Genomic DNA, 22,201 nt, shown 5'->3' with positions numbered 1-22,201 from the left:
AGGCAGTAACCGGGTTGCTCAGGTAAAATGAAACTCAGATTTTTAGGAGCAGCACGTGAGTAGATTTGAAGGCCAGCTGAGCAAAATGCGGGCGGTTTTACCCGCTGATGGGCAAACGCAATATCAATTACATTTGGCTGATAATGATATCGCCATGCATGACTACATCGGCAAATCGATACGTTTTGATTTCCTCGGTGCCATTCATTGTCAAAATTGTCAGCGTAAAACTAACAAAAGTTATAGCGGCGGATTTTGTTTTCCGTGTTCGCAGAAGTTGGCGCAATGTGATTTGTGTTTTATGAAACCGGAAACCTGCCATTACGATGAAGGCACTTGCCGTGAGCCAGACTGGGGTTTGTCTGTCTGTATGCAGGATCACGTTGTGTATCTGGCTAACAGCTCTGGTTTAAAAGTCGGTATCACGCGCATTGGTCAGGTACCCACCCGTTGGTTAGATCAAGGCGCTACTCAGGCATTGCCTATTTTTAAAGTCAAAAGTCGTTATCAGTCTGGATTGGTCGAGGTGTTGTTTAAACAACATGTGGCTGATCGCACCGATTGGCGCAAAATGTTGAAAGGTGATGCTGAGCCGCTTGACCTTGCCGCGCAACGTGATCGCTTGTTTGAAGAGTGTGCTGCCGAGATAGAAACTTTGCAAAAACAGTTTCCGGATGGTGCAATAACACCATTAACTGCCGAGAATGTGGTGACTATTCGTTACCCTGTCGACAATTATCCCGAGAAAATTAAAGCATTGAATTTTGACAAAACACCAGCGTTGGAAGGGATCCTACAAGGAATCAAAGGGCAGTATTTAATCTTAGATACTGGTGTGCTCAACATCCGTAAATTTGCTGGTTATCAAGTAGCGATTACCTTATGAATATTTACTCGTTATTACGTGAAATGATGTTCCGGCTTGATGCCGAAACAGCCCACCATTTTGGTTTAAATTCACTGAAATGGTTGGAGATGACTGGTTTACTGCGTTTGGCAATGCCACGACCTTTGCATAAACCAGTTCGAGTCATGGGGTTAGAGTTTGCCAACCCTGTGGGACTGGCGGCAGGTCTTGATAAAAACGCAGACTATATTGATGCCTTGGCATTATTAGGTTTTGGGTTTGTCGAAGTCGGTACTGTCACACCACGGCCCCAGCCGGGTAATACCAAACCGCGTTTATTTCGATTACCTGAGGCAGAAGCCATCATCAATCGAATGGGCTTTAATAACCTCGGTGTCGATCATTTAATTGAACAAGTCCAAATCGCTGATGCCAAAACCAACATTGGAATTAATATCGGTAAAAACTTTGATACACCGGTTGCCAACGCGTTAGATGACTATCTGATTGGTCTCAATAAGGTTTATCAGCATGCTGACTATGTCACTATCAATATTTCTTCACCGAACACGCCGGGCTTGAGAAGTTTGCAGTTTGGCCAAGCGCTGGATGAGTTATTGGATGCGCTTAAAAACACTCAGGCAAATTTGGCAGCTAAATACGAACGTTATGTGCCGATGACCGTCAAAGTAGCACCAGATTTAACGCCTGAAGAGTTGCTGCAACTTGCTGAAACCTTTGGTAGATTTAAAGTTGATGCGGTGATTGCTACCAACACAACTTTAGACCGTAGTGCCGTTGAAGGCTTAAAAAATGCTGATGAAGCCGGTGGCTTAAGTGGCCGGCCATTACTTGCCAGTTCGACGGAAGTTGTCAGACAATTCAGACAAGCCTTGCCGGAAGATATGCCAATTATCGCGGCAGGAGGAATCAACAGTGGTGATGATGCGCTGGCTAAAATTGAGGCGGGCGCAGCATTAGTACAAATTTATAGTGGTCTGATTTATCAAGGGCCTGCATTGATTCGAGATATCGTAAAAACATTGCAACAGAGGACTTAACATGCAAACTGGTAGTTTAATTGGTGACTTGCTGCTGAATATCGTTGTCGCACTCGCTATCGTATTGGTCGGTCGCATCGTTGTGCGCTGGCTCATCAAATTAGCGCGTAAGCTGATGGTTCGCGGCAATATGGACCCAATTTTGATCAATTTCATCAGCACGATCGCCAATGTCGTCCTGCTTATTTTCGTCATTATTGCTGCACTAGACCAATTAGGCGTTAATACCACCTCAATGATTGCTGTATTAGGTGCCGCTGGTTTAGCCGTAGGTCTGGCACTGAAAGACTCACTGCAAAATTTTGCAGCCGGTGTCATGTTGATCGTCAATCGCCCATTCAAACTCGGTAACTTTGTTGAAGTCGCTGGCGTGATGGGGATTGTTGAGCAAATCTCAATTTTTAGCACCATCATGCGTACGACGGATAACCGTGAAGTGATTATTCCAAACGGCCAAATATATAGTGGCAAAATTATCAATTATTCTGCTCGTGACACGCGTCGTGCCGATATGGTGTTTGGAATCAGTTATGACAGTGATTTACGTAAAGCAAAACAAATTCTGACCGACATCGTCACATCACATCCAATGGTGTTATCGGATCCTGAGCCAATCATTCGCCTAAGTGAGTTAGCAGACAATAGCGTCAACTTTTTAGTTTGGCCTTGGGTTAACAGTGCGGATTTTGGTGTCGCCAAAGCCGAAATCATGGAACAAGTAAAGTTGGCCTTTGATGAAAACGATATCAGTATTCCATTCCCACAAATGGAGCTGCACTTTAACAAGTCTTTGACTGAAAACAGTCCAGCCCCTAAATCATCGGAAGCTGCTGAGGGTTAATATGAAAAAACTAACGTTACTGATAGTAGGTTTGTTGCCCCTGTTTGTAACGGGGTGTGTACATCACCATTACCATGAGCCTGAATATCAGCGCGGTGGTCCGCCGCCGCATGCACCTGCACATGGTTATCGTCATAAGCACTACAACCATGACTTGGAGTTTGATTCTCGCTTAGGTGTTTATGCCGTTATCGGGCGACCCGACTATTATTACTGGGATAGTCGTTATTACCGCTATTACGATGGTTACTGGCAGTTTGCAGCTGACTTAGATGGCCGTTGGTATCGTGATGATGGTCATGTACCTCGTCAGCTATATCGAAGCTATGGTGGTAATGATAATCACCAAGGTCGTGGTAAAGGCCAAGGTAACGGTCGGGGGCCTGGTAAGGGCAAAGGAAATGGTAATGGCCGAGGAAATTCTCAGCACTGATTAGTTGTTTAGAAATTGTCTTTCCAACTGCGAATAACCGTAAAAACCTCAAGCGGGCTATGTAAAACATGGCCTGCTTTTTTTTCAGCTGCACGCCAGACTGAAGACTGTTCACAGCGTAAAAAGGGATTGGTTGCTTTCTCTTGTCTTAACAAAGATGGCACGGTCGCTTGGTTGTTAGTGCGTAACAAATTCGTTTCATCAATACGTCGTTTTAATGCTGAGTTTTCAGGTTCGACGGCTAATGCAAAGCGTAAATTTGCTTGTGTATATTCGTGAGCACAATAAATCGCGGTGTTATCGGGTAATTGATGAATGCGATTGAGCGATGCATGTAACTGCGCTGCCGAGCCGCCTAATAAACGACCGCAGCCGCCTGCAAATAAAGTATCACCACAAAACAGACTATTTTGGCTGTAATAGCTGATATGGTCGGCTGTATGACCACTAGTGTCCATGACGGTAATAGGTTCAAAACCATCAATGTTTAATATCTCGCCGGGCGAGACGAGATGATTGATACCTGAAATTGATTCGTTAGCAGGCCCATAAACCGGTATGGCAAACTTTTCGGAGAGCGCTTTAATACCGCCAGTATGATCATGATGATGGTGGGTGATCAACATGGCAGCTGGGCTAAGTTGTTTTTCTGTCAGCGTTTTGATGACCGGATCGGCATCACCGGGATCAACAATAATCGTCCGGCTACTCAACGCAGATTGGATTAGCCAGATATAATTGTCTTCAAACGCCGCTACGGCATGAACCAGCACATTAGGCTCCTAAATCGTTTATGGCTCATGATAAAACAGCACAGCAGCAGATGACAGCTTGGTGGCAAAGTCCACTGGGTCAGCAAGTGATGCAGGCTGAAAAAAGCTGGCTGCAGCGCCACTCTTCGGGTTTTAGTGGCTACTTCCAATTACAGCTGGGCGGCGGGCAACGGATATTGCCGCAGATCTCAAGACCTTGTTATCAAGCTTGGCAGGATGAGCAAGGACAGTTGCAAGCAGATAGTTTATTTTTGCCTTACAAATCAGACACGGTTGATCAGTTGGTGGTCAGTCATGCACTGGAGTTTGTTGAAAACCCGCACCAGTTATTACGTGAAGCCGATAGAATTCTGACTGAAGATGGCAGTTTAGTACTGTTTGTTTTTAATCCAATCAGCAGCTGGGGGCTAAGACGACTGTTTAGTTGGCGGGCAAAACAACCTTGGCATGGACATTTCTTCAGTCGTTGGCGGTTAACTGACTGGCTGACATTGTTAGATTTTGAGGTGGTTGAAAAACGCGCATTGGTTTTTCAGTTGCCCGTTAATCATGCAAAGTGGTCGGGTCTGGAGACCATAGCGCCAGTTGGGCAAAGGTTGTGGCCATACTTTGGCGCAGTCACTGTGCTGGTGGCGAAAAAGCGCCACGTATTAGTGACACCACTTCGCGAACAATGGACAAAACCTAATTTATTTCCCGGTGCAGGTTTGGCCGGTAAAGCAGTAACACGGCAAGGACAATAATGGATAACGTTGAAATTTTTACGGATGGTGCCTGTAGTGGTAACCCAGGCCCGGGTGGTTGGGGCGTTGTGTTACGTGCCAAAAACACAGAAAAAACCTTGTCTGGTGCTGAAGCGGTTACTACTAATAACCGAATGGAGATGATGGCGGTGATTGCCGGGCTTGAGGCATTAAAACGTAAGTGTCATGTTACCATCACCACCGATTCGCAATATGTCATGAAAGGTATGACCGAATGGCTACCGGGCTGGAAAGCACGCAACTGGCGTACGGCCAGTAAACAGCCAGTAAAAAACGCTGACCTCTGGCAGCGGTTAGAACAGGCGGTAAATGCTCATGATGTGACTTGGCAGTGGGTGCGGGGGCATAACGGTCATCCGGAAAATGAGCGGGCTGATCAATTAGCCGTTGCTGCCCGAGAAACTCTAAGAAAATAGGACAAATTAAATGACGGAAACGGCGGTTAAACGTCAGGTCGTACTCGATACTGAGACCACAGGCCTATCGACAGCAGATGATCATCGAATTATCGAAATTGGTTGTGTGGAGATCATCAACCGTCGTTTGACCGGCCGTAACTTCCACCAATACATCAATCCTGAACGAGACATTGATGCGGGTGCGATGGAAGTGCATGGCATCACACCAGAATTTTTAGCTGATAAGCCATTTTTTGCCGATGTGGCTGAAGAGTTTCTCGAGTTTGTCAAAGGTGCGGAGCTGGTTATTCACAATGCGCCATTCGACGTCGGGTTTTTAAATCACGAGCTAGCTAAACTTGCTGATCAAGATGCCACTATCGACGCTTTGTGTTCGGTGCTTGATACCCTAAAGATGGCGCGTGATAGACATCCCGGCCAGAAAAACAATCTTGATGCGCTATGTAAGCGTTATGATGTCGATAACACCAACCGAGAACTACACGGCGCATTATTAGATGCCGAGATCCTGGCTGATGTTTACTTAGCAATGACTGGCGGGCAGGTAAGTTTGTCATTGGCCACCGAGCAGCCAACGCAGACTGACAGTCAGCAAACTGGTCATACCATCCAAGCTGGCTCACAACAGCAACGCAAAGTGCTCAAAGCGACGGATGAAGAAATTGCAGCCCATGATGCCATGTTAGAAAAACTGCAATCGACCAGTGGCGGGCAATGTGTTTGGCTGAAATCATCCTAATTTTTGCATCAAAAACAAAAAAATCTGAAAAAAATCAGCAACAACGCTTGAAAAGCCAATTTTGATCCCCAAATCGTGCATTACCTTGAGTAATGCATAAATGGGTCGATCATGAGTCAAGAAGACAATCAAAACACGGTAGATGCTGAAGGCGTCACACCGGAATCAGCTGAAAACACTAACGAAAACACAGCAGCAGAAGGCCAAGACTTGGTTAAAGCGCTTGAAGAAGCTCGTGGTAAAGCTGATGAAAACTGGAATGAGCTGCTAAGAGCGCGCGCCGATTTAGAAAATATGCGTCGTCGTCACAGCCGCGATTTAGAAAATGCCCACAAGCATGCCCTAGATAAATTTGTTAACGAGTTGCTACCAATTTGCGACAGCCTCGAATTGGGTCTAAATGCCGCGCAAGGCAGTGACGCCAATATCGACAAAGTCCGTGAAGGTATGGACATGACATTGAAGCTGTTACTCAGCTCAATTGGCAAATTTGGCTTAGAAGCAGTGAATCCTGAAAACGAAGCCTTTGATCCTGAAGCGCATCAAGCTGTCGCAATGCAGCCCGCAGAAGGTGTTGCCTCAAATACGGTGATCAGCGTAATGCAAAAAGGTTACCGCTTTAATGGTCGCTTGTTGCGTCCGGCAATGGTCGTTGTTGCCCAATAGACTTACAAAAAGCAGGGGCTTGAAATTCAAAATATGCGCCCCACTTAACTAAACAACAGCTGGCGAGGCCAGTATGAATTTAAGCATGATGGAGAAAAATGATGGCTAAAATTATTGGTATCGATCTGGGGACCACCAACTCCTGCGTCGCAGTAATGGAAGACGGCAAATCACGCGTTATTGAAAATAGCGAAGGTGATCGTACAACGCCTTCGATTGTTGCCTTTAATAAAGACGGTGAGGTAATGGTCGGTCAGTCTGCGAAACGCCAAGCAGTCACTAACCCTAGCAACACACTTTACGGTATCAAACGACTGATTGGTCGTAAGTTTAAAGAAGATGTCGTTCAACGCGATATCGACATGGTACCGTTCAAAATTATCGAAGCAGACAATGGTGATGCTTGGGTTTCTGCTAACGATAAGAAAATGGCACCACCTGAAATTTCAGCACGTGTTTTGATGAAAATGAAAAAAACCGCTGAAGAATTTTTGGGTGAAGAAGTCACACAAGCCGTTGTAACCGTGCCTGCTTACTTCAACGACTCACAACGTCAAGCCACTAAAGACGCTGGTAAAATTGCGGGTCTTGAAGTTAAACGTATTATCAATGAGCCAACAGCGGCTGCATTGGCATACGGTATGGATAAAAAACGTGGTGACTCTACCGTTGTCGTTTATGACTTGGGTGGTGGTACTTTTGACGTATCTATCATTGAAATCGCTGATATCGAAGGCGAGCACCAGTTTGAAGTATTGGCGACCAATGGTGACACATTCCTAGGTGGTGAAGACTTTGACCAACGCATCATCGATTACCTAGTAGCTGAATTCAAAAAAGACCAAGGTGTTGACTTAGCGAAAGATCCATTAGCACTGCAACGTCTGAAAGATGCTGCCGAGAAAGCGAAAATCGAACTGTCTTCAAGCTCACAAACAGATATTAACCTGCCATACATCACTGCTGATGCATCAGGTCCTAAACATCTGGAAATTCGTTTGACCCGTGCTAAGTTGGAATCATTGGTTGAAGATCTGATTGCCCGCAGCATGGAACCATGCAAAATGGCATTGAAAGACGCTGGCCTGAAAGTATCTGACATCAACGACGTTATTCTGGTTGGTGGTCAAACGCGTATGCCTAAAGTGCAAGAAGCGGTTAAAGAACTGTTCGGTAAAGAACCTCGCCGTGACGTTAACCCTGACGAAGCTGTAGCGGTTGGTGCTGCGATTCAGGCTGCAGTATTGGCTGGTGATGTTAAAGACGTTCTGCTGCTTGACGTTACGCCACTGAGCTTGGGTATTGAAACAATGGGTGGTGTGATGACCAAGCTGGTCGAGAAAAACACCACTATCCCAACTAAAGCGAACCAAGTGTTCTCAACAGCTGATGATAACCAGCCTGCAGTGACTATCCATGTACTGCAAGGTGAGCGTGAAATGGCTTCTGCGAACAAATCTCTGGGTCGTTTTGACTTGGCTGATATCCCGCCAGCGCCACGTGGTACGCCACAAATTGAAGTTACATTCGACATTGATGCCAACGGTATCTTGAACGTATCAGCGAAAGATAAAGCGACTGGCAAAGAACAGTCTATCGTCATCAAAGCTTCAAGTGGTTTGAGTGATGAAGAAGTGGAACAAATGGTTAAAGATGCAGAAGCACATGCTGATGAAGACCGTAAATTCCACGAATTGGTCACTGCACGTAACCAAGCTGATGGCTTAATTCACGCAACAACAAAATCACTGAAAGATCTGGGTGATAAAGTTGAAGCTGAAGAGAAAGCACAAATCGAGTCAGCCGTCGAAGCCCTGCAAGAAGCGATCAAAGGCGAAGATAAAGATGATATCGAAGCCAAAACTGCTGCACTGTCAGAAGTGGCTGGTAAGTTAGCGGAACGAGCTTATGCTGAAAATGCAGAAGCTGGTGAAGCAGCTGCTGATGCTGGTGAAAGTGCACAAGCTGATGATGTTGTTGACGCCGAGTTTGAAGAAGTTGATGACAGCAAGAAGCAGTAAGCAATAACCTTGTTGAACGACAGGCGCAGGCATGAACCTGCGCCTGTTTTGTTTCCGGAATAAGAAAAAAAGCGAATCATGGCCAAAGAAGATTATTACGAGTTGCTGGGTGTTTCCAAGAATGCGACAGAGGCAGAAATTAAGAAAGCCTACCGTCGTATGGCAATGAAATATCATCCGGATCGTAACCCGGACGATGCGACAGCCGAAGCCAAATTCAAAGAAATCAAAGAAGCCTACGAAATACTGTCTGATACGCAGAAACGTGCGGCTTATGATCAGTTTGGTCATGCTGGCGTTGATGGGAGTGCTGGCGGCGGTGGTTTCCGAGGTGGTGCTGGCGGCTTCAGTGATATTTTTGGTGATGTATTTAATGACATTTTTGGTGGCGGCGGTGGCGGTGCACAAAGTTTCCGTGGCGCCGATCTTCGTTACCGACTTGATCTGACACTGGAAGAAGCGGTTTCTGGAACAACAGCAAAAATTCGTATTCCAGTGCATGTTGAGTGTGAAACCTGTGATGGCAGTGGTGCAAAACCTGGTACTGAACCCGTCACCTGTACAACTTGTGGTGGCCACGGTCAGGTACGTATTCAACAGGGTTTCTTCACCGTTCAGCAGGCGTGTCCACATTGCCGTGGCACCGGTAAGATGATCAAAGAGCCATGCTCTGATTGTCACGGAGATGGTCGCGTTGAAGAACAAAAAACTTTATCGGTTAAAGTCCCGGCTGGTGTGGATACCGGTGACCGCATTCGTCTGACTGGCGAAGGTGAAGCTGGCACTAATGGTGCACCTTCAGGTGACCTGTATGTCGAAGTATCGGTTAAACGTCATGATGTGTTTACCCGTGATGGTAATAACCTGTTCTGTGATGTGCCGATTAACTTTGTCACCGCAACCTTAGGTGGCGATCTAGAAGTGCCAACACTGGAAGGCAAAGCCGTGCTGAAAATTCCTGAAGGTACACAAACCGGTCAGCAATTTCGCATGAAAGGCAAAGGTGTTAAGTCTGTACGCAGTGGTGTCACTGGCGATTTGATGTGCCGAGTTGTCGTTGAAACGCCAGTCAAACTGTCTAAGCGTCAAAAAGAATTGCTAGAAGAGTTTGCCCAAACCTTGGAAGGGACTGGCGGTACACATAACCCAAAACATGAGTCATGGCTGGATGCAGTAAAGCGCTTTTTTGAATAAGTGATTTGCCAACTTGGCACAGAGCGGCTATGTTGCCGACAGTATTTGATTAAGGCCTGAACAGGCAAAAGAGGAAAAACATGGCTATTCAAGTTGCCATCAATGGTGCTGCCGGCCGCATGGGCCGCTGTTTGATTCAAGCGGTAAATGAGACAGAAGGCTTAGCTTTATCTGCAGCGATTGACCGTGCTGATTCAAGTTTGATTGGTGTGGATGCTGGTGAATTAGCTGGTGTTGGCAAACTGGGTGTGCCGTTAACCCATAACTTGGTTGATGCAACCAAAATTTCCGATGTGATCATTGATTTCACGTTGCCTGAAGTGACAATGGCTTTGTTGCCACATTGCATTGAAAATCAATGTCGACCCATTATTGGTACTACCGGTTTTGATGCCGAACAAAAACAAGCAATGGAAAGTGCTGCTGAAAAAATCGCCGTGATTTTGGCTCCTAACATGAGTGTTGGTGTAAACCTGTCTTTGAAATTACTTGATCTTGCTGCTCGTGTTTTAGGCGATAGCGTTGATATTGAGATCATCGAAGCGCATCACCGCCACAAAGTTGATGCGCCATCAGGTACGGCACTGCGCATGGGCGAAGTGGTTGCCGATGCTCTAGGCCGCGACTTAAAAACTTGTGCAGTTTATGGCCGTGAAGGCCGTACTGGTGAGCGTGACCGTAATACGATTGGTTTTGCCACTGTACGTGCTGGTGATGTTGTCGGTGACCACACAGTATTGTTTGCCGCTGAAGGTGAGCGATTAGAGATCACCCATAAAGCGTCTAGTCGTATGACCTTTGCTTATGGCGCAATGCGCGCTGCAACTTGGTTAGCAGCCAAACAAACCGGTTTTTATGACATGCAGGACGTTTTAGACCTGCGTCATTAATATTGTTCTGCCTCTCTAGCTGCTGATGCGCCACCGGCATTATTGCCGGCCGCATAGCGGATTTCACTGATTAGCAGCCAAAACTTCCGCAGTAAATCGCGGTCTTGTCCTGCAACCGATACCCCTTTTAAGGCAACCTGTTCGGCTAAAGCATAGTCTTGCATTTGGTAATGGGTATCTGCGAGCTCAAAATAAATATTGGGATCGCGTGGCGCAATTCGCTGTGCTCTTTGTAAATCATTTTGGGCGCTTTGATAGTCGCCTTGTCTTTGCGCTGCTCGCGCACTTCCCATTAATGCGATTACCGCTGGTTTAGAGCGAAATGGCGCAGCTGGCGCAGGTCTGGTTTCTTCTATCGCTTCTGGCGGTGCTTCTATGCCACTAGCTTGTGCACCCTGTGGTTGTTCCGGTTCAACTTTAGGTTCTGGTTGTTTTTCTGCTGGTGGTGTAGTGCGACTTTCAACCGGTGGTGAATAAATTGGCGAGGTACTACATGCACTTAAGCCTGCAAGAGCAAAAGCGACAAAAAATAATCGGTACTTCTTTAAATTCAGCATCAGTTAAACCAGCCTCTAATCCAATCAATAGAACGTTGGACGGGATTTTCGTCATTTTGTTCAATGGGGGAAGTGCATTCAGCCAATTCTTTTGGCAGTGTGCCTTTGATAAATGGCAGTTGGCGAACGTTATCACAACGCTGGTCACTTAACTTGCCATTAACATCATTTACCCACGCGTAATCTATTCCTGAAGGTGGGTAATTTTCTAGCGATAACAGAGGTTCACTGGCCATATATTTAGTCCAAACAGGTAAGGCACCGCTTGAACCTGTTAGGGGGAGGCTTTGGTTGTTATCCAGTCCCAGCCAGACCACTGCAAGACGGTTAGCACTGTATCCTGCAAACCAACTATCGCGCTGGTCATCTGAGGTGCCGGTTTTACCAGCTACACGCATACCTGCTGGTAGCTGGCTGGTTGCATAACGACCTGTTCCTGAGCGCATCACTTCTTGCAGCGCAGTTTGCAGTAAGAAAATAGGTTCTGCAGGAATGGTTTGTTGCAGTTTAAATGGGTAGCGAGACAAAGCTTCACCTTCGGCATCCGTCACACTCCGAATAGCACGTGGCGGGATCTGGAAACCACCCGCAGCAATCGTTTGATACATCGCCGCCATTTCTAGCGTTGAAAGACTTTGTGCGCCTAATAATAAAGATGGATAAGGACGCATCTGTTTTTCGACACCTAAGCGACTGAGGGTATCAATGACTTTATCAAGGCCAAGTGTCATCCCCAATCTGGCTGTCGCCAAATTGTAGGAGTGGGCTAGGGCATCAATCAGCAAAATGTCTTCGTGAGATTTACGGTCATAATTTTGCGGTTGCCAGACATCACCATTTGGCAGTTCAAATTGATATGGTGAGTCATCGGCAGGGGTTGCCAATGTGTAACCATTATTCAGCGCGGTTAAAAACACGGCAGGTTTAACCAGTGAGCCCATTGGCCGCTCAGCGTCTAAGGCACGGTTAAAACCTTGGTAGCGGGTACGACGATCACCAATGAGGGCTAATACTTCACCAGTTTGTGGATCCGTCACCACCATACTGCCTTGCAGATCAGCAAGTTTTTCACCGTGTTGTTGCTGAAGTTGTTCAATAGTCGATGTTAAAGCTGTCTCAGCTTTACGTTGGCTAATGGGATCAAGGCTGGTGAATACCTGCAAACCCTCTGAGCTTAAATCTTCATCGGCGTACTCTTCACGCAACTGACGTTTCACTAAGTCTAAATAGGCAGGGTAGGCTTCTTTTGTGAGTGTGCCCTTAGCAACCACGCCTAAAGGTGCGTTGACGGCCATCAGGTAATCAGCTTCTGAGATTTTGCCTTCATCAAAGAGCACTTTTAAGACAAGGTCACGGCGTTGTTTGGCACGCTCTGGATGTCGACGCGGATCAAAATATGATGGTCCTTTAACCATGCCTGCTAGTAAAGCATGATGTTGAAGTTGTAACTCCTGCAGCGGTAAGGCAAAGAAGTAATTTGCACCAAGACCAAAACCATGGATGGCACGGTTACCATCTTGGCCGAGATAGACTTCATTTAAATAGGCTTCGAGAATTTCGTCTTTGCTGTAGTGATATTCCAATAGCACCGCCATCGGCACTTCCATCAGCTTACGAGCCAAGGTGCGATCAGCAGTTAAATAAAAGTTCTTGATTAACTGTTGGGTCAGCGTACTGCCACCCTGAACAAATGCACCAGCACGCATATTCGCCCACATTGCTCGGGCAATGCCTTTGAGTGAAATACCAAAATGCTGATAAAAGTCCTGATCTTCGATGGCAACCAGTGCATCTACTAAAGCATCCGGTGCATCACTAAGCTGAATAAGATCACGATCTTCATTATTTAAAGGATAAATACCGCCGATTAGTGCTGGCTCAAGTCGAACAAGGGTCAACTCTTGATCACTTTTCGTACTAATTTGATGTAATTCATTACCGGAAAAATCGAGTCTGAGTTGTTGGGCCGGTTCAACACCATCTGGCAATGTCACACCACGCGTAGAAATTACCGCGCGAGAACCAGAAATACTGGCTTGCCCAGGTTTCGTGACCGTATCAGTAAATTGATAACCTAAAGCCTGTAGCTCAATTTTTAAGTCATTAACTGATAAAGGCGCGCCTGCGAATAATTCCAGTGGCCGCGCAAATACTTTAGCCGGAACAGCCCAGCGTTTTCCTTCAAACTCGGCACGGATATGACGATCCATTTGCCATAGGCCTAGTCCGCCAACAACCAAAATTAGGATCAACAACCAGCGAACAAATTTGCTGCGCAAAATACGGCCCATTAGGCTGCGTTTTGTTTTACGGCGGGATGACGGTTTTCGAGCCACGCGGTTTCCTACGTTATGAAATCTATGAACACATAGTATCGGTTAGCGCTATCTGGTTAAAGCATCGTGTTCACAAAACCTTTTAGGGGCGGTTACTTAAACCCCACTCCTCAGGTGGGTTATATGCAAGCCACTGAATTTGCGTGCCATTTTGTTGGCGATGTTCTGATAACTATTATTAAATAGATGAATTGTTACATTTCGCCAAAAAACAATTTTCTGGTACTATCCCGCGTTGAAAGTGGATTCAAACACGCGTTTTCGACAGTTATTTGTCGGTAAAAAGACGCTAAATAACAATAAGCGGAAGCGAATGGTCAGTACTGAAACGCCAATTTGTGAGTTTGACAAACCGGCGGTGGATTTTGCTTTGCCGGATACCAACGGTGAGATTTGGACATTGGACAAATGCCGTGGTGATAAAGGCTTACTGGTGATGTTTATTTGTAATCATTGCCCGTATGTACAAGCGGTTTTGGACAGACTAGTGCGTGATACCCGTGAGCTAAAAACACTGGGAATTAATGCAGTAGCGATTTCAGCCAATGATGTGGCAGATTATCCTGAGGATTCAGTTGATAATATGCGCCGCATTGCAGCAGAGAATCAGTTTCCATTCCCGTATTTATATGATGAATCGCAAGACGTTGCCAGAGCATATGGCGCGGTTTGCACACCGGATTTTTTCGGTTACAACCAGGATTTGCAATTGCAATACCGGGGCCGTCTGGACGCCAGCCGCAAAGAAGCTGCGCCGGCGGATGCGCGGCGTGATTTGTTTGAAGCCATGCAACAAGTGGCTCTAACCGGTAAGGGACCAGCAGCGCAAATCCCCAGCATGGGCTGTTCGATTAAGTGGCGAACAGTGTAATTTTTTTAATAGGAGAACGTAGACAATGGCTACACGCAGACATTTAGCAAATGCGATCCGTGCGCTCAGCATGGACGCAGTGCAAAAAGCGAATTCGGGTCACCCGGGCGCGCCTATGGGTATGGCGGATATCGCCGAAGTGTTGTGGAACGACCACATGAAACACAACCCGACCAACCCTAACTGGGCTGATCGCGATCGTTTCATTTTGTCTAACGGTCACGGCTCAATGCTGATTTACTCATTGCTGCACCTGAGCGGTTATGACTTACCGATGGATTCAATCAAAACTTTCCGTCAATTACACTCACAATGTGCTGGTCACCCTGAATATGGTTATGCGCCAGGCGTTGAAACCACTACAGGTCCTTTAGGTCAAGGTATTACCAACGGTGTTGGTTTTGCTATGGCTGAAAAATTGATGGCTGACCAATTTAACAAACCAGGTCACGACATCGTAAACCACCACACCTATGTATTCATGGGCGACGGTTGTTTGATGGAAGGTGTTTCTCACGAAGCTTGCGCATTAGCAGGTACATGGGGTCTGGGTAACCTGATCGCATTCTGGGATGACAACAACATCTCTATCGACGGTCACATCGATGGTTGGTACACAGATGACACTGTTAAGCGTTTTGAAGCTTACGGCTGGCACGTACAATCAGTTGATGGTCACGATGCTGACGCAATCAACAAAGCTATCGAAGCTGCTAAAGCAGTTAAAGATAAGCCTTCACTGATCTGCTGCAAAACTATCATCGGTTTCGGTTCACCAAACAAATCTGCAAGCCACGATTGCCACGGTGCAGCATTAGGTGAAGAAGAAGTTGCACTGACTCGTAAAGAACTGGGTTGGGAATACGAACCATTTGTTATCCCTGAAGATGTTTATGCTGGTTGGGATGCAAAATCTAAAGGTGCTGATGCCGAAGCTGCTTGGAATGCTAAATTCGAAGCTTATGCTGCTGAATACCCAGAATTAGCTGCAGAATTCAAACGTCGTATGGCGGGTGACCTGCCAGAAAACTGGAAAGAAGCAACTGACGCGTTTATCGCTGAAATCAACGAAGCAGCGCCTAGCCTGGCTTCACGTCAAGCTTCACAAAAAGCAATTGCTGCTTTAGCGCCAGTTCTGCCTGAATTCTTAGGTGGTTCAGCTGACTTGACTGGTTCAAACCTGACAAGCTGCTCAAGCTTCAAACACGTTTCTGGTAAAGAGCCAGGTAACTACATTTCATACGGTGTTCGTGAATTCGGTATGTACGCAATCATGAACGGTATGGCACTGCACGGTGGTTTACTGCCATTCGGTGGTACTTTCCACATGTTCTCTGACTATGCTAAGTCTGCACTGCGTATGGCTGCATTAATGAAACAACGTACTGTTGCTGTCCTGACTCATGACTCTATCGGTCAAGGTGAAGACGGTCCTACTCACCAACCAATCGAAAACACAGCTGGTCTGCGTTACATCCCTAACATGGATGTATGGCGTCCATCTGATGCAACAGAAGTTGCTGTTGCTTGGGTTGCTGCTGTTGAGCGTATGGATGGTCCTTCAAGCTTAGTATTAAGCCGCCAAGGTATTCCTGGCCGTAAACATGACCTGGCTGATGTTGCTGGTATCCGAAAAGGTGCATACGTTCTGTCTGAAGCAGACGGCGCAGCTGACGTTATCATCATCGCAACTGGTTCAGAAGTTGACTTGGCTGTTCAAGCACAAGAAGCATTGAAAGCTGACGGTGTGAAAGCACGCGTTGTTTCTATGCCTTCAACTAACGTGTTTGATCGTCAAGACCAAGCTTACAAAGATAGCGTTCTGACACCAGGTGTTAAACGTGTTTCTGTTGAAGCTGGTGTAACTGATTTCTGGGCTAAGTACGTTGGTCTGGAAGGCGGTAGTGTTGGTATCAACACATTTGGTGAATCTGCACCAGGTGGCGTTCTGATGAAACACTTCGGCTTCACTGTCGAAAACGTTGTTAAAACTGTCAAATCAGTGCTGTAATCCAGCTTCTGAGATGATGCGTTAAATGGAAATAGCCAGTCGGTGTAAATCGACTGGCTATTTTTTTGCAAACTTAAAGCCGTGGGCTGATTTGTGTTGTTGCTACAGCGATAACAGCGATGAGACCACGAGCCGGTCAAATATTTAAAGGAACAATAATGACAATTAAAGTAGGTATTAACGGTTTTGGCCGTATTGGCCGTATGGCATTTCGTGCTGCGGTAAAAGACTTTCCTGAAATTGAAGTCGTTGCAATCAATGATCTATTAGACCCTGAATATTTGGCTTACATGCTGCAATACGACTCGGTGCATGGCCGTTTTGGTGGTGAGGTCAGCGTCAAAGACGGTAACTTAGTTGTTAATGGTAAAACCATTCGTGTGACGGCTGAACGTAACCCAGAAGATTTAAAATGGGATGAAGTGGGCGCTGATTTAATTATCGAATGTACTGGTTTCTTCTTAACTGAAGAGTCTTGCCAAGCCCATATCAAAGCCGGCGCTAAAAAAGTTGTGCAGTCAGCGCCATCAAAAGATCACACGCCGATGTTTGTTTATGGTGTTAATCACAATGATTATGCTGGCCAAGCGATTGTCTCGGCGGCTTCTTGCACAACCAATGCATTGGCACCGGTTGCCAAGGTATTACATGACAAATTCGGTATCAAACGTGGTTTGATGACCACAGTGCATGCGGCAACTGCTACCCAAAAAACAGTTGATGGTCCATCAATGAAAGATTGGCGTGGTGGTCGCGGTATTTTGGAAAACATTATTCCTTCTTCTACCGGTGCGGCTAAAGCGGTTGGTAAGGTTTTACCAAGCTTGAATGGCAAATTAACGGGTATGGCTTTCCGTGTGCCTACATCAGATGTCTCGGTTGTTGATCTGACTGCCGAACTGAATAGCGATGCTAGCTACGAAGATATCTGTGCCGCGATGAAAGCAGCATCAGAAGGTGAATTGAAAGGTGTGTTGGGTTACACCGAAGACAGTGTTGTTTCGACAGATTTCCGTGGTCACACTGCTCCGTCAAACTTTGATGCGGGCGCGGGTATCGCCTTAGATAGCACCTTTGTCAAAGTGGTTGCCTGGTATGACAACGAATATGGTTATACCTGCAACATGATGCGTTTAGTTGCTCACGTTGCTGGCTAAGCCCTAAATAAAAATAAATCATGGGCCACCTTACGGGTGGCCTTTTTTTATTATCGGCAATCGCTATAATCAGTAGCGCACGATATAAAAATAAAATTTGAGAGAGAGGACTGAAAATGACTGTCATTAAAATGGCTGATCTGGATCTGACTGATAAACGTGTTCTTATTCGCCAAGATTTGAATGTACCATTGAAATCGGGTGTTGTTGCTGACGCAACACGTATCATGGCTTCATTACCAACGATTAAATTGGCATTAGAAAAAGGTGCCAAAGTCATGGTGATGTCTCACTTAGGTCGTCCGACTGAGGGTGAATACGAACATAAATATTCATTAGCTCCGGTCGCTAATTACCTGACAGCATTACTAGATCAACCTGTTCGACTTGAGCAAAACTGGTTAGAACCTGACTTTATACCGGTAGAACGAGGTGAACTGGTTATCTGCGAAAACGTTCGCTTCAATGTTGGCGAAAAAGCTAACGATGATGAATTGGCGCGTCGCATGGCACAAATGTGCGATGTGTTTGTTATGGATGCATTTGGTACGGCGCATCGTGCCCAAGCCTCAACCCATGGCGTAGCTAAATATGCCAAAGTTGCTTGTGCAGGCCCATTACTAGCGGCTGAGTTAGAGGCATTATCTAAAGCATTAGAACAACCAGCCCGTCCGATGGTGGCCATTGTTGGTGGTTCAAAAGTCTCAACTAAATTAACGGTTTTAGAGTCATTATCCGGTAAGGTCGATCAGCTCATCGTTGGCGGTGGTATTGCTAATACCTTTATTGCTGCTGCGGGTTATAACGTTGGTCAATCGTTATACGAAGCCGATTTAATTGATACCTGTAAACAATTGATGGCTGATGCTAAAGCACGTGGTGCCGATATTCCTGTTCCGGTTGATGTGGTTTGCGGTAAACGTTTTGCTGAGAATGCGGAAGCTGAAATTAAAGCCGTTGATCAGGTTCAAGATGATGATATGATTTTTGATATCGGTCCCAAATCAGCAGCGCAGCTAGTCGACATTTTGATGAAAGCAGGCACAATTGTTTGGAATGGCCCAGTCGGTGTGTTTGAGTTCAATCAATTTGGCGAAGGTACCAAAGAGGTCGCAATGGCCATCGCCGAGTCTTCAGCCTTTTCTATTGCTGGCGGTGGTGACACGTTAGCGGCAGTCTCAAAATATAAAATCTGCGACGATGTCTCTTATATCTCGACAGGCGGTGGGGCGTTCTTAGAGTTCTTGGAAGGTAAGAAACTCCCTGCTGTTGATGTGTTGGAGCAACGCGCCGCGGAGTAATCCAAGGAGGCCAATTTGGCTGCTAGGCGCAGAACAAAAATCGTAGCCACCCTCGGCCCAGTAAGTAGCGAGGTCGAGGTGTTGGATGCAATGATCGCTGCTGGATTAGACGTCGTCCGGCTCAATTTCTCTCACGGATCAGCCTCTGCACATGCTGCATTGGCAGAGAAAGTCCGTAGCCGCGCCCAGCTTTATGGGCGTCAGGTTGGCATTTTGGCTGATCTTCAAGGCCCCAAGATTCGTATTTCCCGGTTTAAACATGGCGGCACAGAGCTAGCCGAAGGTGCCACCTTTATCCTTGATGCTGCTTTGGATGAGCAGATTGGTGATATGTTTCGCGTTGGCATTGATTACAAAGCGCTACCTGAAGATGTTCATGATGGTGACACGTTACTGTTGGATGATGGTCGAATTGTGCTTTGGGTTGAACAAGTCCTTGGGCCTGAAATCCATTGTAAGGTGATTGTTGGCGGGCGCTTATCTGACAATAAAGGCATTAACCGGCAAGGCGGTGGTTTATCGGCCCGAGCGCTAACAGAAAAAGACATGGCAGATATCAAAATCGCCGCAGATATTCAGGCTGATTATATTGCTGTGTCTTTTCCTCGAAGTGCTGCAGATATCGAGCAAGCGCGTCAGTTATTACGTGACGCAGGCGGTCAGGGTGGCATCATTGCCAAAATTGAGCGTGCTGAAGCATTAGATGATATTGATGCCATCATGCAAAGTGCGGAAGGCATTATGGTGGCGCGCGGTGATCTTGGTGTGGAGATGGGGGATGCAGCATTACCACCCATTCAAAAAAGTCTGATTTCACAAGCCCGACAGAGTAATAAGGTGGTGATTACCGCCACACAAATGATGGAGTCGATGATTCATAATGCGATTCCAACCCGTGCTGAGGTATTTGATGTTGCCAATGCTGTATTAGATGGTACTGATGCGGTGATGCTTTCCGGTGAAACAGCAGTGGGTAAATTCCCAGTAAAAGTGATTGAAGCTGTTGATCGCGTTTGCTTGCAAGCAGAACAACAGCGTGAAATTCGCGTTTCAAGACATCGTATTGATTCCAAGTTTGAGCGGATGGATGAGGCGATTGCGATGGGGGCGATGTATCTAGCCAATCATTTACCTGTGGCTGCGATTGCTGCTTTAACAGAGTCTGGCTCTACGCCACTTTGGATGTCACGGATTAGTTCGGGTATTCCTATTTTTGCGTTAACGCCTAATTTAGATAGCCAACGCCGCGTCACGCTCTATCGCGGTGTTTATCCTGTTGCATTCAACGTGGAATACACCGATCACGCATCATTAAATAGAGAAATGATCGATGAATTACAGCGTCGCGGAGTCGTCAGCGATGGTGATATAGTGATTATTACCAAGGGTGATATTGAAAAGCCCGGCAGTACGAATGCCTTGAAGCTTGTTAGGGTAGGTGAATTAGTCTCTCCTAACGTGCAAAGCGACTGCGAATAATCAGAATCTACAGGAGTCTTTATGGCCTTGATTGCCTTGCGGCAGCTACTCGACTATGCCGCAGAACATCAGTTTGCCGTGCCTGCATTTAATGTCAGTAATCTTGAACAGGTTCAGGCGATTATGCAGGCGGCAAATGCGGTCGATAGCCCCGTTATTATGCAGGCCAGTGTGGGCGCCCGCGACTACGCTGGCGAAGCATTTTTACGTCATCTCGTGCAGGCAGCATTAGAGCAATATCCGCATATTCCACTGGTGTTACATCAAGACCATGGTGCCAACCCTGGGGTTTGCGTTCGTGCCATTCAATCAGGTTTTAGCTCAGTGATGATGGATGGCTCGTTAAAAGAAGACATGAAGACGCCATCAGATTTTGATTACAACGTTTCAGTGACACGGCAAGTCAGTGATATTGCACATGCATGCGGTGTGTCAGTTGAAGGTGAGTTGGGTTGCTTAGGGTCATTAGAAACAGGTCATATGGGCGAAGAAGATGGCCATGGTGCGGAAGGCAAGCTCGACCATAGTCAGTTATTAACAGATCCGGATGAAGCCGTTGAGTTTGTGAAGTTAACAGACGTTGATGCTTTAGCGGTCGCTATTGGTACCAGTCATGGTGCTTATAAATTTTCTAAGCCACCCACTGGCGATGTGCTTGCGATTAGTCATCTCAAAACCTTGCAGCAGCGGTTACCTAACACGCATTTTGTAATGCATGGTTCTAGTTCCGTACCGCAAGATTGGTTAGCCATAATTAATCAAAATGGTGGTGATATTGCCCAAACCTATGGCGTGCCGGTGCCGGAAATTGTTGAAGGTATTCAATACGGTGTTCGTAAGGTGAATATTGATACGGACCTTCGCATGGCGGCAACGGGGGCAATTCGTCAGTTTGTTTATGATGAGCAAAATGCTGCGGTGTTTGATCCACGTAAGTTTTTAAAAGCTGCAACGCAAGCCATGCAGCAGATCTGTGAAGCACGTTATAAAGCATTTGGTAGTGCTGGTCATGCTCGTAAAATTCGCCCATTGCCATTAAGTGCCATGGTTAAGCGTTATGCCTAAACTCGTGGCTAAACTGCCAAAAACATTCAACCTTTTAAACCGTGAGTGCAGCCTTTGAATAAGGTAAACTACACGGCTTATCGACGCTTATACGGGAAGCTGTCGTGACACAATTATTTGCTATTGCGGCTGGTGGTGCCGTTGGTGCGGTCTTAAGGTTTTTAATGTCGACAGGCATTTATCGTGTGGTTGGTCGCGACTTTCCTTACGGTACGATGGCCGTTAATGTCATTGGCTCATTTTTTATTGGCCTGATGTTTATCTTGATGGTAGAGCGGCTCAGCCTAACGCCAGAATGGCGCGCAGGCATTTTGGTAGGGCTTATTGGCGCATTTACGACGTTTTCAACTTTTTCTTTTGAAACGTTGGCATTGCTGGATGAAGGTGAGCTACTGAAGAGCGTAATGAATGTGTTGCTCAGTGTAGTGTTATGCCTTGGGGCAACCTGGTTAGGGATGATGATGGGCCGACTGTATGAGTAATGAAGTACTGATGGTGCGTCTATATCTCGCGGAAGGTCGCGATGATATTCGCAAAGTTTTGAAGTGGCTAGAAAGCACCAAAATGCGGGGGTTTACCGTATTTCGTGGAGTTGCTGGTCTCGGCAGTGATGGCAAAGTACATAAAGCCTCATTGTTAGATTTATCGTCGGAATTACCGATGGTAATTGAATTTTTTGATACGCCAGATCGCATCGAGGCATTAATGCCGACGCTGCGAACGATGGTCAAACCTGACCATATTGTTAGCTGGATGGCACAAACCGGAATTTAAAA

General features: G+C 46.3%; 22 protein-coding genes. 19 read left to right on the top strand and 3 right to left on the bottom strand.

The window, feature by feature from the left end:
• Nucleotides 1-85 precede the first annotated feature (85 nt).
• The 4 genes from OMP94_RS04690 to OMP94_RS04675 are packed head-to-tail and all read left to right on the top strand — an operon-like array spanning nucleotide 86 to nucleotide 3,182.
• Nucleotides 86-886 carry a DUF2797 domain-containing protein gene (locus OMP94_RS04690; protein WP_266277501.1) on the top strand — a complete coding sequence of 267 codons (801 nt, stop codon included), beginning with the start codon at nucleotides 86-88 and terminating at the stop codon, nucleotides 884-886.
• Nucleotides 883-1,908: a quinone-dependent dihydroorotate dehydrogenase gene (locus OMP94_RS04685; RefSeq protein WP_266276617.1), complete on the top strand. Its 1,026-nt coding sequence runs from the start codon at nucleotides 883-885 to the stop codon at nucleotides 1,906-1,908. The genes OMP94_RS04690 and OMP94_RS04685 overlap by 4 nt, the downstream gene beginning before the upstream one ends.
• Before the next feature lies 1 nt (nucleotide 1,909).
• Nucleotides 1,910-2,749: a mechanosensitive ion channel family protein gene (locus OMP94_RS04680; protein ID WP_266276615.1), complete on the top strand. Its 840-nt coding sequence runs from the start codon at nucleotides 1,910-1,912 to the stop codon at nucleotides 2,747-2,749.
• A gap of 1 nt (nucleotide 2,750) precedes the next feature.
• Nucleotides 2,751-3,182 carry a hypothetical protein gene (locus tag OMP94_RS04675; protein WP_266276613.1) on the top strand — a complete coding sequence of 144 codons (432 nt, stop codon included), beginning with the start codon at nucleotides 2,751-2,753 and terminating at the stop codon, nucleotides 3,180-3,182.
• Between the two features lie 8 nt (nucleotides 3,183-3,190).
• Here the strand turns inward: OMP94_RS04675 and gloB are convergent, their stop codons facing one another.
• Nucleotides 3,191-3,955 carry a hydroxyacylglutathione hydrolase gene (gloB, locus tag OMP94_RS04670; protein WP_266276610.1) on the bottom strand — a complete coding sequence of 255 codons (765 nt, stop codon included), beginning with the start codon at nucleotides 3,953-3,955 and terminating at the stop codon, nucleotides 3,191-3,193.
• A gap of 20 nt (nucleotides 3,956-3,975) precedes the next feature.
• On the opposite strand from gloB, the gene OMP94_RS04665 reads away from it, so the two are divergent.
• The 7 genes from OMP94_RS04665 to dapB all read left to right on the top strand — a co-directional run bounded on the left by OMP94_RS04665 (nucleotide 3,976) and on the right by dapB (nucleotide 10,648).
• Entirely contained in the window at nucleotides 3,976-4,698 is a 723-nt protein-coding gene (locus tag OMP94_RS04665) for a class I SAM-dependent methyltransferase (RefSeq protein WP_266276608.1), read from the top strand.
• Entirely contained in the window at nucleotides 4,698-5,135 is a 438-nt protein-coding gene (gene rnhA / locus OMP94_RS04660; RefSeq protein ID WP_266276606.1) for a ribonuclease HI, read from the top strand. Before OMP94_RS04665 ends, rnhA begins: the two co-directional genes overlap by 1 nt.
• Nucleotides 5,136-5,145: 10 nt before the next feature.
• On the top strand, nucleotides 5,146-5,877 hold the full coding sequence (gene dnaQ, locus OMP94_RS04655) for a DNA polymerase III subunit epsilon (protein ID WP_266276602.1): 732 nt from the start codon (nucleotides 5,146-5,148) through the stop codon (nucleotides 5,875-5,877).
• Nucleotides 5,878-5,988: 111 nt separating this feature from the next.
• On the top strand, nucleotides 5,989-6,543 hold the full coding sequence (gene grpE, locus OMP94_RS04650) for a nucleotide exchange factor GrpE (RefSeq protein WP_266276600.1): 555 nt from the start codon (nucleotides 5,989-5,991) through the stop codon (nucleotides 6,541-6,543).
• A 101-nt stretch (nucleotides 6,544-6,644) separates the two neighbouring features.
• Complete coding sequence (gene dnaK, locus OMP94_RS04645) at nucleotides 6,645-8,564, top strand: molecular chaperone DnaK (protein ID WP_266277499.1); 1,920 nt, start codon at nucleotides 6,645-6,647, stop codon at nucleotides 8,562-8,564.
• Nucleotides 8,565-8,642: 78 nt separating this feature from the next.
• Nucleotides 8,643-9,758, top strand: coding sequence for a molecular chaperone DnaJ (gene dnaJ, locus OMP94_RS04640; RefSeq protein WP_266276598.1), 1,116 nt, complete (start codon nucleotides 8,643-8,645; stop codon nucleotides 9,756-9,758).
• A gap of 80 nt (nucleotides 9,759-9,838) precedes the next feature.
• Entirely contained in the window at nucleotides 9,839-10,648 is an 810-nt protein-coding gene (gene dapB, locus OMP94_RS04635) for a 4-hydroxy-tetrahydrodipicolinate reductase (protein ID WP_266276595.1), read from the top strand.
• Here the strand turns inward: dapB and OMP94_RS04630 are convergent.
• Together OMP94_RS04630 and mrcB are read right to left on the bottom strand one after the other, a co-directional pair.
• Nucleotides 10,645-11,205, bottom strand: a complete 561-nt coding sequence (locus OMP94_RS04630; protein WP_266276593.1) for a tetratricopeptide repeat protein — start codon at nucleotides 11,203-11,205, stop codon at nucleotides 10,645-10,647. The genes dapB and OMP94_RS04630 overlap by 4 nt on opposite strands.
• Nucleotides 11,205-13,541: a penicillin-binding protein 1B gene (gene mrcB / locus OMP94_RS04625; protein ID WP_266276591.1), complete on the bottom strand. Its 2,337-nt coding sequence runs from the start codon at nucleotides 13,539-13,541 to the stop codon at nucleotides 11,205-11,207. Before mrcB ends, OMP94_RS04630 begins: the two co-directional genes overlap by 1 nt.
• Nucleotides 13,542-13,854: 313 nt before the next feature.
• On the opposite strand from mrcB, the gene OMP94_RS04620 reads away from it, so the two are divergent.
• The 8 genes from OMP94_RS04620 to OMP94_RS04585 all read left to right on the top strand — a co-directional run bounded on the left by OMP94_RS04620 (nucleotide 13,855) and on the right by OMP94_RS04585 (nucleotide 22,199).
• Entirely contained in the window at nucleotides 13,855-14,412 is a 558-nt protein-coding gene (locus OMP94_RS04620; protein WP_266276589.1) for a thioredoxin family protein, read from the top strand.
• A gap of 25 nt (nucleotides 14,413-14,437) precedes the next feature.
• The gene (gene tkt / locus OMP94_RS04615; RefSeq protein ID WP_266276587.1) at nucleotides 14,438-16,423 is read left to right on the top strand and encodes a transketolase; all 1,986 of its coding nucleotides are present in this window, start codon (nucleotides 14,438-14,440) and stop codon (nucleotides 16,421-16,423) included.
• Nucleotides 16,424-16,581: 158 nt separating this feature from the next.
• Complete coding sequence (gene gap, locus OMP94_RS04610) at nucleotides 16,582-17,580, top strand: type I glyceraldehyde-3-phosphate dehydrogenase (protein WP_266276585.1); 999 nt, start codon at nucleotides 16,582-16,584, stop codon at nucleotides 17,578-17,580.
• A 116-nt stretch (nucleotides 17,581-17,696) separates the two neighbouring features.
• Complete coding sequence (locus OMP94_RS04605; protein ID WP_266276583.1) at nucleotides 17,697-18,881, top strand: phosphoglycerate kinase; 1,185 nt, start codon at nucleotides 17,697-17,699, stop codon at nucleotides 18,879-18,881.
• A gap of 15 nt (nucleotides 18,882-18,896) precedes the next feature.
• The gene (pyk, locus tag OMP94_RS04600; protein WP_266276581.1) at nucleotides 18,897-20,360 is read left to right on the top strand and encodes a pyruvate kinase; all 1,464 of its coding nucleotides are present in this window, start codon (nucleotides 18,897-18,899) and stop codon (nucleotides 20,358-20,360) included.
• Nucleotides 20,361-20,381: 21 nt separating this feature from the next.
• The gene (fba, locus tag OMP94_RS04595) at nucleotides 20,382-21,425 is read left to right on the top strand and encodes a class II fructose-bisphosphate aldolase (protein WP_266276579.1); all 1,044 of its coding nucleotides are present in this window, start codon (nucleotides 20,382-20,384) and stop codon (nucleotides 21,423-21,425) included.
• A 104-nt stretch (nucleotides 21,426-21,529) separates the two neighbouring features.
• A complete protein-coding gene (gene crcB, locus OMP94_RS04590) occupies nucleotides 21,530-21,907 on the top strand; it encodes a fluoride efflux transporter CrcB (RefSeq protein ID WP_266276577.1) in 378 nt (125 codons plus the stop codon).
• Complete coding sequence (locus OMP94_RS04585) at nucleotides 21,900-22,199, top strand: DUF190 domain-containing protein (RefSeq protein ID WP_266276575.1); 300 nt, start codon at nucleotides 21,900-21,902, stop codon at nucleotides 22,197-22,199. Before crcB ends, OMP94_RS04585 begins: the two co-directional genes overlap by 8 nt.
• Nucleotides 22,200-22,201: the final 2 nt, after the last annotated feature.

Source organism: Methylophaga sp. OBS3, assembly GCF_026319325.1.
Classification (GTDB): domain Bacteria; phylum Pseudomonadota; class Gammaproteobacteria; order Nitrosococcales; family Methylophagaceae; genus Methylophaga.
The sequence above is the reverse complement of the archived record's forward strand: the minus strand, read 5'-3'. Positions and strand labels throughout refer to the sequence as shown.

Bases quoted from the DNA above. Each gene is read 5' to 3' on its own strand.
- grpE (WP_266276600.1), top strand. From the start codon at position 5,989: ATGAGTCAAGAAGACAATCAAAACACGGTAGATGCTGAAGGCGTCACA.
- OMP94_RS04690 (WP_266277501.1), top strand. From the start codon at position 86: ATGCGGGCGGTTTTACCCGCTGATGGGCAAACGCAATATCAATTACAT.
- dapB (WP_266276595.1), top strand. From the start codon at position 9,839: ATGGCTATTCAAGTTGCCATCAATGGTGCTGCCGGCCGCATGGGCCGC.
- OMP94_RS04620 (WP_266276589.1), top strand. From the start codon at position 13,855: ATGGTCAGTACTGAAACGCCAATTTGTGAGTTTGACAAACCGGCGGTG.
- dnaJ (WP_266276598.1), top strand. From the start codon at position 8,643: ATGGCCAAAGAAGATTATTACGAGTTGCTGGGTGTTTCCAAGAATGCG.
- dnaQ (WP_266276602.1), top strand. From the start codon at position 5,146: ATGACGGAAACGGCGGTTAAACGTCAGGTCGTACTCGATACTGAGACC.
- OMP94_RS04680 (WP_266276615.1), top strand. From the start codon at position 1,910: ATGCAAACTGGTAGTTTAATTGGTGACTTGCTGCTGAATATCGTTGTC.
- gap (WP_266276585.1), top strand. From the start codon at position 16,582: ATGACAATTAAAGTAGGTATTAACGGTTTTGGCCGTATTGGCCGTATG.
- OMP94_RS04675 (WP_266276613.1), top strand. From the start codon at position 2,751: ATGAAAAAACTAACGTTACTGATAGTAGGTTTGTTGCCCCTGTTTGTA.
- tkt (WP_266276587.1), top strand. From the start codon at position 14,438: ATGGCTACACGCAGACATTTAGCAAATGCGATCCGTGCGCTCAGCATG.
- OMP94_RS04630 (WP_266276593.1), bottom strand. From the start codon at position 11,205: ATGCTGAATTTAAAGAAGTACCGATTATTTTTTGTCGCTTTTGCTCTT.
- OMP94_RS04585 (WP_266276575.1), top strand. From the start codon at position 21,900: ATGAGTAATGAAGTACTGATGGTGCGTCTATATCTCGCGGAAGGTCGC.
- rnhA (WP_266276606.1), top strand. From the start codon at position 4,698: ATGGATAACGTTGAAATTTTTACGGATGGTGCCTGTAGTGGTAACCCA.
- OMP94_RS04685 (WP_266276617.1), top strand. From the start codon at position 883: ATGAATATTTACTCGTTATTACGTGAAATGATGTTCCGGCTTGATGCC.
- OMP94_RS04665 (WP_266276608.1), top strand. From the start codon at position 3,976: ATGGCTCATGATAAAACAGCACAGCAGCAGATGACAGCTTGGTGGCAA.
- fba (WP_266276579.1), top strand. From the start codon at position 20,382: ATGGCCTTGATTGCCTTGCGGCAGCTACTCGACTATGCCGCAGAACAT.
- dnaK (WP_266277499.1), top strand. From the start codon at position 6,645: ATGGCTAAAATTATTGGTATCGATCTGGGGACCACCAACTCCTGCGTC.
- OMP94_RS04605 (WP_266276583.1), top strand. From the start codon at position 17,697: ATGACTGTCATTAAAATGGCTGATCTGGATCTGACTGATAAACGTGTT.